This window comes from Bradyrhizobium hipponense, assembly GCF_008123965.1.
Taxonomy (GTDB): domain Bacteria; phylum Pseudomonadota; class Alphaproteobacteria; order Rhizobiales; family Xanthobacteraceae; genus Bradyrhizobium; species Bradyrhizobium hipponense.
The window spans coordinates 106,293-112,498 of the sequence record NZ_VSTH01000038.1; the positions used below are offsets into that span (position 1 = coordinate 106,293).

Annotated in this window: 6 protein-coding genes; 3 read left to right on the plus strand and 3 right to left on the minus strand. The window is 61.1% G+C overall.

What is annotated here, in order from left to right; translation table 11 throughout:
* Nucleotides 1–80: 80 nt before the first annotated feature.
* Nucleotides 81–983 carry an RNA polymerase sigma factor RpoH gene (gene rpoH, locus FXV83_RS12375; RefSeq protein WP_148739447.1) on the minus strand — a complete coding sequence of 301 codons (903 nt, stop codon included), beginning with the start codon at nt 981–983 and terminating at the stop codon, nt 81–83.
* A 360-nt stretch (nt 984–1,343) separates the two neighbouring features.
* Between rpoH and FXV83_RS12380 the strand changes: the two genes are divergently transcribed.
* Both FXV83_RS12380 and FXV83_RS12385 read left to right on the plus strand, forming a co-directional pair.
* Nucleotides 1,344–1,661, plus strand: a complete 318-nt coding sequence (locus FXV83_RS12380) for a DUF305 domain-containing protein (protein WP_187435854.1) — start codon at nt 1,344–1,346, stop codon at nt 1,659–1,661.
* Between the two features lie 58 nt (nt 1,662–1,719).
* Complete coding sequence (locus FXV83_RS12385) at nt 1,720–2,406, plus strand: helix-turn-helix transcriptional regulator (RefSeq protein ID WP_148739449.1); 687 nt, start codon at nt 1,720–1,722, stop codon at nt 2,404–2,406.
* Between the two features lie 98 nt (nt 2,407–2,504).
* On the opposite strand, the gene FXV83_RS12390 is transcribed toward FXV83_RS12385, so the two are convergent.
* Both FXV83_RS12390 and FXV83_RS12395 read right to left on the minus strand, forming a co-directional pair.
* Nucleotides 2,505–2,912 (minus strand): thioesterase family protein, encoded by a 408-nt coding sequence (locus tag FXV83_RS12390; protein WP_148739450.1) that lies wholly within the window; start codon nt 2,910–2,912, stop codon nt 2,505–2,507.
* Between the two features lie 5 nt (nt 2,913–2,917).
* Nucleotides 2,918–5,251 (minus strand): FdhF/YdeP family oxidoreductase, encoded by a 2,334-nt coding sequence (locus FXV83_RS12395; protein WP_148739451.1) that lies wholly within the window; start codon nt 5,249–5,251, stop codon nt 2,918–2,920.
* A 241-nt stretch (nt 5,252–5,492) separates the two neighbouring features.
* Here FXV83_RS12395 and FXV83_RS12400 point away from each other — a divergent pair.
* Nucleotides 5,493–6,206, plus strand: a 714-nt coding sequence (locus FXV83_RS12400; RefSeq protein ID WP_148739452.1) for a cupin domain-containing protein, incomplete at its 3' end; no start/stop codon positions are given.

Below are 6,206 nucleotides of genomic sequence, written 5' to 3' on the forward strand. Positions count from 1 at the left end.
GCCGTGATCGGCTGCCGGTTCCTATTCACTTCGAGATGAGCATGCGCACACCAAAGCTCGGCACGCGATGTCCGCGCGCTTCACGCAGCCATGGCTTCGCTGCCCGCCCTGGCCGCTAGTATCGTCGCGCGCTTGACCTTGGCGAACGCACTTGTCTCGATCTGCCGCACCCGTTCGCTCGAAATCGATAGCTCGCAGCTGAGCTGCTCGAGCGTCAACGGTTGCTCTGCAAGCCGTCTCGCTTCGAACACGCGCCGCTCACGCTCGGTCAAGACCTCCAGCGCAGTGCGCAGGGCTCTTGACCTGCGTGTCACCTCGTCGTGCTCCGCGACGATCTCCTCTGCGTCCGGAGACTCATCGACCAGCGTCGCTTCCCATTCCGCCGATCCATCGCCGTCACCAACCCGGGTATGCAGGGAAAGATCACCACAGAGCCGGCTATCCATCTCAGTCACGTCGCGTACCGTCACTTCAAGCTTTCCTGCAATGACCTGCGCCATTTCAGGAGTCAGGGCTGTCGTCTCGCCCGCGAGCTTCCTTATTTCGCCGCGCAGCCGGAAGAAGAGCTTCTTTTGCGCAGCCGCCGTGCCGATCTTGACCAGAGACCATGAGCGCAAGATGTATTCGTGGACGGTCGCCTTGATCCACCACATAGCATAGCTCGAAAATCGCGCGCCGTGTCCGGGTTCGAAACGGGAGGCTGCAATCACGAGTCCCAGATTGGCTTCCGCGATCAGGTCGGCGATCGGAAGGCCGTATCCCTTGTAGCCCCTTGCCACCTTGGCGGCGAGGCGAAGATGGCTCGTGACCAGCTCGTCAGTCGCGCTTTGGTCGCGCCGCTCCTGCCAACGCCGTGCGAGCTGCTGCTCTCGGCTAGGCTCAAGCAGATCGAAGCGCTTGATGGCTGCCGAATAGGCGAGAATGCCAGCTGATTGCAGAGCTGGCACTCCGGTGACATTGGCGGTGGCCTTTTGAGGCTGCATTTCCTGCTCCTACGTTGAGTCCGGCACCTCAACTGTAGGAAGACCGCGGATGGGGCGGCCACTAAATTGGGCTTAAGAAATCTGAATTTGGATTTAGCCGGCGCCGGCGCGCGTCTCGCTCGCCGAACCTTAAATCCAGTTTTAATTGAGCTGATCGATCCCCCTTGGCATCTTCAAGCCAGCAACACGCACTCGTCCGCGTGACACCGATCACATTAGCTTGCCATGGAGTTCGATGTGCCCTTGTTTTCCCGTGGATTCGTACGCAGACGCGCTATCTCGCTGGCAACCAGCCTATCGGTCATGGCGACATCATTCGCCCTCGCACAGGATCCAAAGCACGGTTCTGAAGCCCGTAGGGTGACGGATGCGGACGAGCAGCAATTTCTGCTCGATATCGATCTTGCGATGAGCAACATGAATCGCAGCATGCTGATGACGTCGACCGACGACATCGACCGCGATTTCGTCAATGTGATGGTCCCTCACCACCAGGGCGCGATCGACATGGCGCGTCCGGAGATCAAGTGGGGCCGCAACGACGAACTTCGGCAACTCGCAAGGCGAATGGTGAGCCAGCAGGAGGAGGAAATCTCCTCCCTGCGTCACGCGCTGCCGGCGGCCACCAGTTTGATGCCGTCGACCGGCACCGAGATCGCCTCGCACGCACCGAATTGACGGCATCTCGCCACATCGTGAAGACCTGACAGCATTCTTTATCCCGGAGCGACTCAAGATGTCCGTCCAGACCCACGATCCCCTTCGGCAGTTGTTCGCGCATTCCGCCCCAAGCGGGCACGAGCCAGGACGTTCAGCTTCCATTGCAAGTGGTCACCTGTCGGCCGTGCCGTCGACCCCCGCTGAGATCGGGTCCGGAGATGAAGTCGTTCAGTCGCTGTTTGAAGCCCTAAAGGTCGCGACGCACAATAATGATCGTCAATGCATGGAATCGCTTCGGCTCGCGATTGCGGTCAGGCAGTTTGGTCTACGGACTGCCGTGGAGGGATCGGCCAGAACCGATCGAGTCTCTGTTCGCGGCCGCCATGTCCAGGGGTTGCAGAAATGGCGACTCAAACGCGTCGTCGACTACATCGATGCCGACATGTCGTCGAAGATTAACTCGCGCGATCTGGCTGCGGTCGCAGGACTTAGCCGCATGCACTTCGCCTCTCAATTCCGCGTGGCCACAGGCCTGCGTCCGCACGAATTCCTGCTGCAGCGGCGTATTCGGCGAGCGGCGGAGTTAATCAGGGACACGACGATGCCGATCATGGAGATCGCGCTGTCGGTCGGCTTCCAGACCCAAGCGCACTTTACGACCGTCTTCAAGAAGTTCACGGGATGCACGCCCCGGAACTGGCGCGTCGGCAATCACATGCTCCCGCGGTCCGAGCTCGAGCACGTCGCCGCAGAGCTTCTGTGACGGCACGCCCGATCTTCTGCGGGAAGCGAGGCCGTCGATATCAAGACTGCTTGCGCTGTGGGATGGCCGCTTGGCGCGTCGAGCAATGCGCTGAGGCGTCAGGCAACGGCCTTGTGAACGCCGAACCGTTTCTCGAACTCGGGGACATTCACGATCCCCCGGCGATGGGTCCCGGCACCGATTCTTCCGAGGTCATTCCACGCCTCGATCTCAAAAAGCAGGCTCTTTGACTCGACGCTTTTGACACGCGCGAGCGCGCGTACGCGACCGCCGATGGGCGTGGCCGCCAGATGCCGGATATCGACCGACATGCCGACACTGACGTAACCAGGCGGCAGGGCGGCCGCGACTGCGAGGCCAGCGGCCATTTCCATGTGCAGGATCATCATCGGGGTTGCATAGACCTGCGGCATGCCCGGAACGAAATGCCCGACCGTCATGTCGGGGGTGACCACAATCGACACGGCCGCAGCCATGCCGATGGTGACGTTCGTGCTCGGCTTCATCTGTCTCAACTCCTCTGATTGCACTGGTCCTGATGCGAGGACTCGTCCGTGACGTTGGCGCCGGTGCGCTCGATCCGGACCGGGATGCCCTTGGAGGACGGCGTGAAGCTGAGGGGATCGTGCGCATAGAGCGGCACCAGCGGATTGGTCTCCGGGTAGTAGGCCGCGCAGCAACCGTTCGGAAACGAGTATCCGACCACGCGGAAGTTGCGCACCCGCCGTTCCAGTCCGTCCGTCGACGCGGTCACCAGGTCAATGCGGTCGCCGTCCGCAAGACCGCGCTTCTCCATCTCGAACTGATTGAGGAACACGATGTCGCGCTGGCCATAGACGCCCCGGTAGCGATCGGACAGCGAATAGAGCGTGGTATTGTACTGATCATGGCTGCGAATTGTGCTCAGCCAGAGTGTCTCCGGATCATCGTCGTTCGGATCCTCGCCGAGGCCCCCGAAGACCAGAAAATTGGCCTTGCCGCTCGGCGTCGCCCAGACGCGCTCGCGCGCGGTCGAGACGAGATGGAAGCCGCCGGGCACGCGAATTCGTGTGTTGTAGGCCTCGAATATCGGCAATACGGCCTCGATAGCCTCGCGAATACGATCGTAGTCGGCGACGAAGCCGTCCCAATCGACGACGGAGGACTGCCCTAGAGTCGCCCGGGCCATCCCGGCAACGATCGCGGGCTCGCTCAAAAGGTGCTCGGACGCGGGCTGGTTGCGACCGGTCGACGCGTGCACCATCGACATGGAGTCCTCCACGGTGATGGACTGCGGCCCGGTCGCCTGGACGTCGATCTCTGTACGGCCGAGGCACGGCAGGATCAGGGCATCGCGCCCGTGGATGAGGTGACTGCGGTTGAGTTTGGTCGAGATGTGGACCGTGAGATCGAGTCGCTTGAGCGCATCTTGCGTCAGCTGCCAATCCGGAATAGCGGCGGCAAAGTTGCCACCCATCGCGATAAATACCTTGGCGTCACCACGTATCATCGCTTCAAGCGCCGTGACGACGTTGTGACCGTGCCCACGAGGCGCCTTGAAACCAAAGCGGGATTCCAGCCGATCGAGAAAATCTGCGGACGGCGTCTCGGTGATGCCGACCGTACGATCTCCCTGCACGTTCGAATGGCCGCGAACCGGGCAGATGCCTGCGCCTTCACGGCCGATGTGGCCGCGCAGCAGGGCGAGATTGGCCAATTGCTGAACGTTTTGTGCGCCACGCCGATGCTGGGTGATGCCCATGCCGTAGACGATGATCGCGCGCTGGGCTTTCATGTAGACTTGCGCGGCATATTCGATCTCTTCGCGGCTGAGTCCCGAGTAACGCTCGATATCAGTCCATTGCGTGGCCCTCAGGTCAGTTTCCAGTTCATCAAGGCCTTGGGTGTGCTCACGGATGAAATCCCAGTCCAGAACGGCCTGCTCGCCTCTCGCCCGCGCCGCTGCGTCTTCATCGACCAGAACCTTCATGAGGCCCTTGATCACGGCGACGTCACCGCCGACTCGCACCTGGTGGAGGCGCGAGCTGATCTGCGTCGAGCTCAATGTCGCCATCTCGACCGGGCTCTGCGGGGCCTGAAACCGTTCCAGCGCGCGCTCGCGGAACGGATTGAACGAGATGATCGAAGCACCACGACGGGCGGCATCGCGCAAATTGGTCATCATGCGCGGGCTGTTGGTACCGGGGTTCTGGCCAAAAATGAAGATGCAGTCTGCCTTGTCGAAATCCTCCAGCAGGACCGTCCCCTTGCCCACGCCGATGGACTGCGGCAAGCCGACACTCGTTGCCTCGTGACACATGTTGGAGCAATCGGGGAAATTGTTGGTGCCGTATTCCCGCACGAAGAGCTGATAGAGAAAGGCGGCTTCGTTCGAGGTGCGGCCGGAGGTATAGAACTCCGCCATGTTCGGGTCGGGCAGCGCTTTCAGATGGCGACCGATGATCGAGAATGCCTCGCTCCAGCTGACCGGGAGGTAGCTGTCCGTTGCTCCATCATAAGCCATCGGATGCGTGAGACGGCCCACCATTTCGAGATCATAGTCACCCCAGGTGGCAAGGTCGGCCACCGAGTGTTCGGCGAAGAACTCCGGCGTGCAACGCCTGGCAGTCGCTTCCCACGCCACGGCCTTGGCACCGTTCTCGCAGAACTCGAATGACGAGGTGTGTTTCGGATCGGGCCAGGCGCACCCGGGACAGTCGAACCCTTCGGGCTGATTCATGCATCGGAGCGTCTTCGCTCCCTTGATCGGAATCCGCTGCTCGATCAGGTGCTCGCTGAGGGCCTTGAGCGCACCCCACCCACCGGCCGGATGATGATAAGGGTGAATTTCCTTCCGTTCCGACATCGCGAGAACCTCTGCGGGTACCGATGCAGAACAGTTGCAATTCCGGCCGCTGACTTTCTTTCGAGAATGCCGGTTCGTGCCAGCGCGACGGACCGGAAGGTGGGATCACGAAGACGTCACAGTGCATTCCGGAAAAGCTGATGCCTTCTCCGGATTGGTACATGTCCGCGCTTTCCTAACTCCATCGAAAGAGAGGCCGCGGTCGACGGCTCTGCAGTGCAATCCTCCTGGAGATGCGATCATGATTTCGAGGCGAAACTTACTGGCGGCGTCGGCAATGGGCGCGGCAATGACGGTGTCTGCAGCAAAGGCCGGATCCTTCGGCAATCCGGACGAGCCACCCCAAGGCGCCATCAACGCGAAGGGCCCAGGAAATCTCAGCGATCCGGGCCCGCAGAGTGAGGTTCTAGGCAATCAATTTCCTTCCGCGCAATCTCCCCCGGCGACGGACGTCGGCGACATGCCGACACCCTGGGCATCGTTTAACAACGCACCGAAGCGGATCCAGAATGGAGGATGGGCGCGGCAGGTCACAGTTGCCGATTTTGCCATTTCCAAGGAGATCTCCGGCGTCAACATGCGCTTGACGGCCGGCGGCATCCGCGAGTTGCACTGGCACCAGGCTGCCGAGTGGGCCATCATGACCTATGGCACGTGCCGTGTGACGGTTCTCGATGCGCAGGGCCGACCCTATGTTGCGGACGTCAAGGAGGGTGATCTCTGGTATTTCCCGCCGGGAGCGCCGCATTCACTGCAGGGCTTGGGCCCGGATGGATGCGAATTCGTGATCTGCTTCGATGACGGGCATGCCGATGAATTCAATACCCTGCTCGTCACGGACTGGTTCGCGCATACACCGCCCGAGATCCTGGCCAAGAACTTCGGCGTCCCGGCAGAAACATTTTCCAGGATCCCGCTGCACAATCTTTGGATATTCCAGGGCACCGTGCCCGGT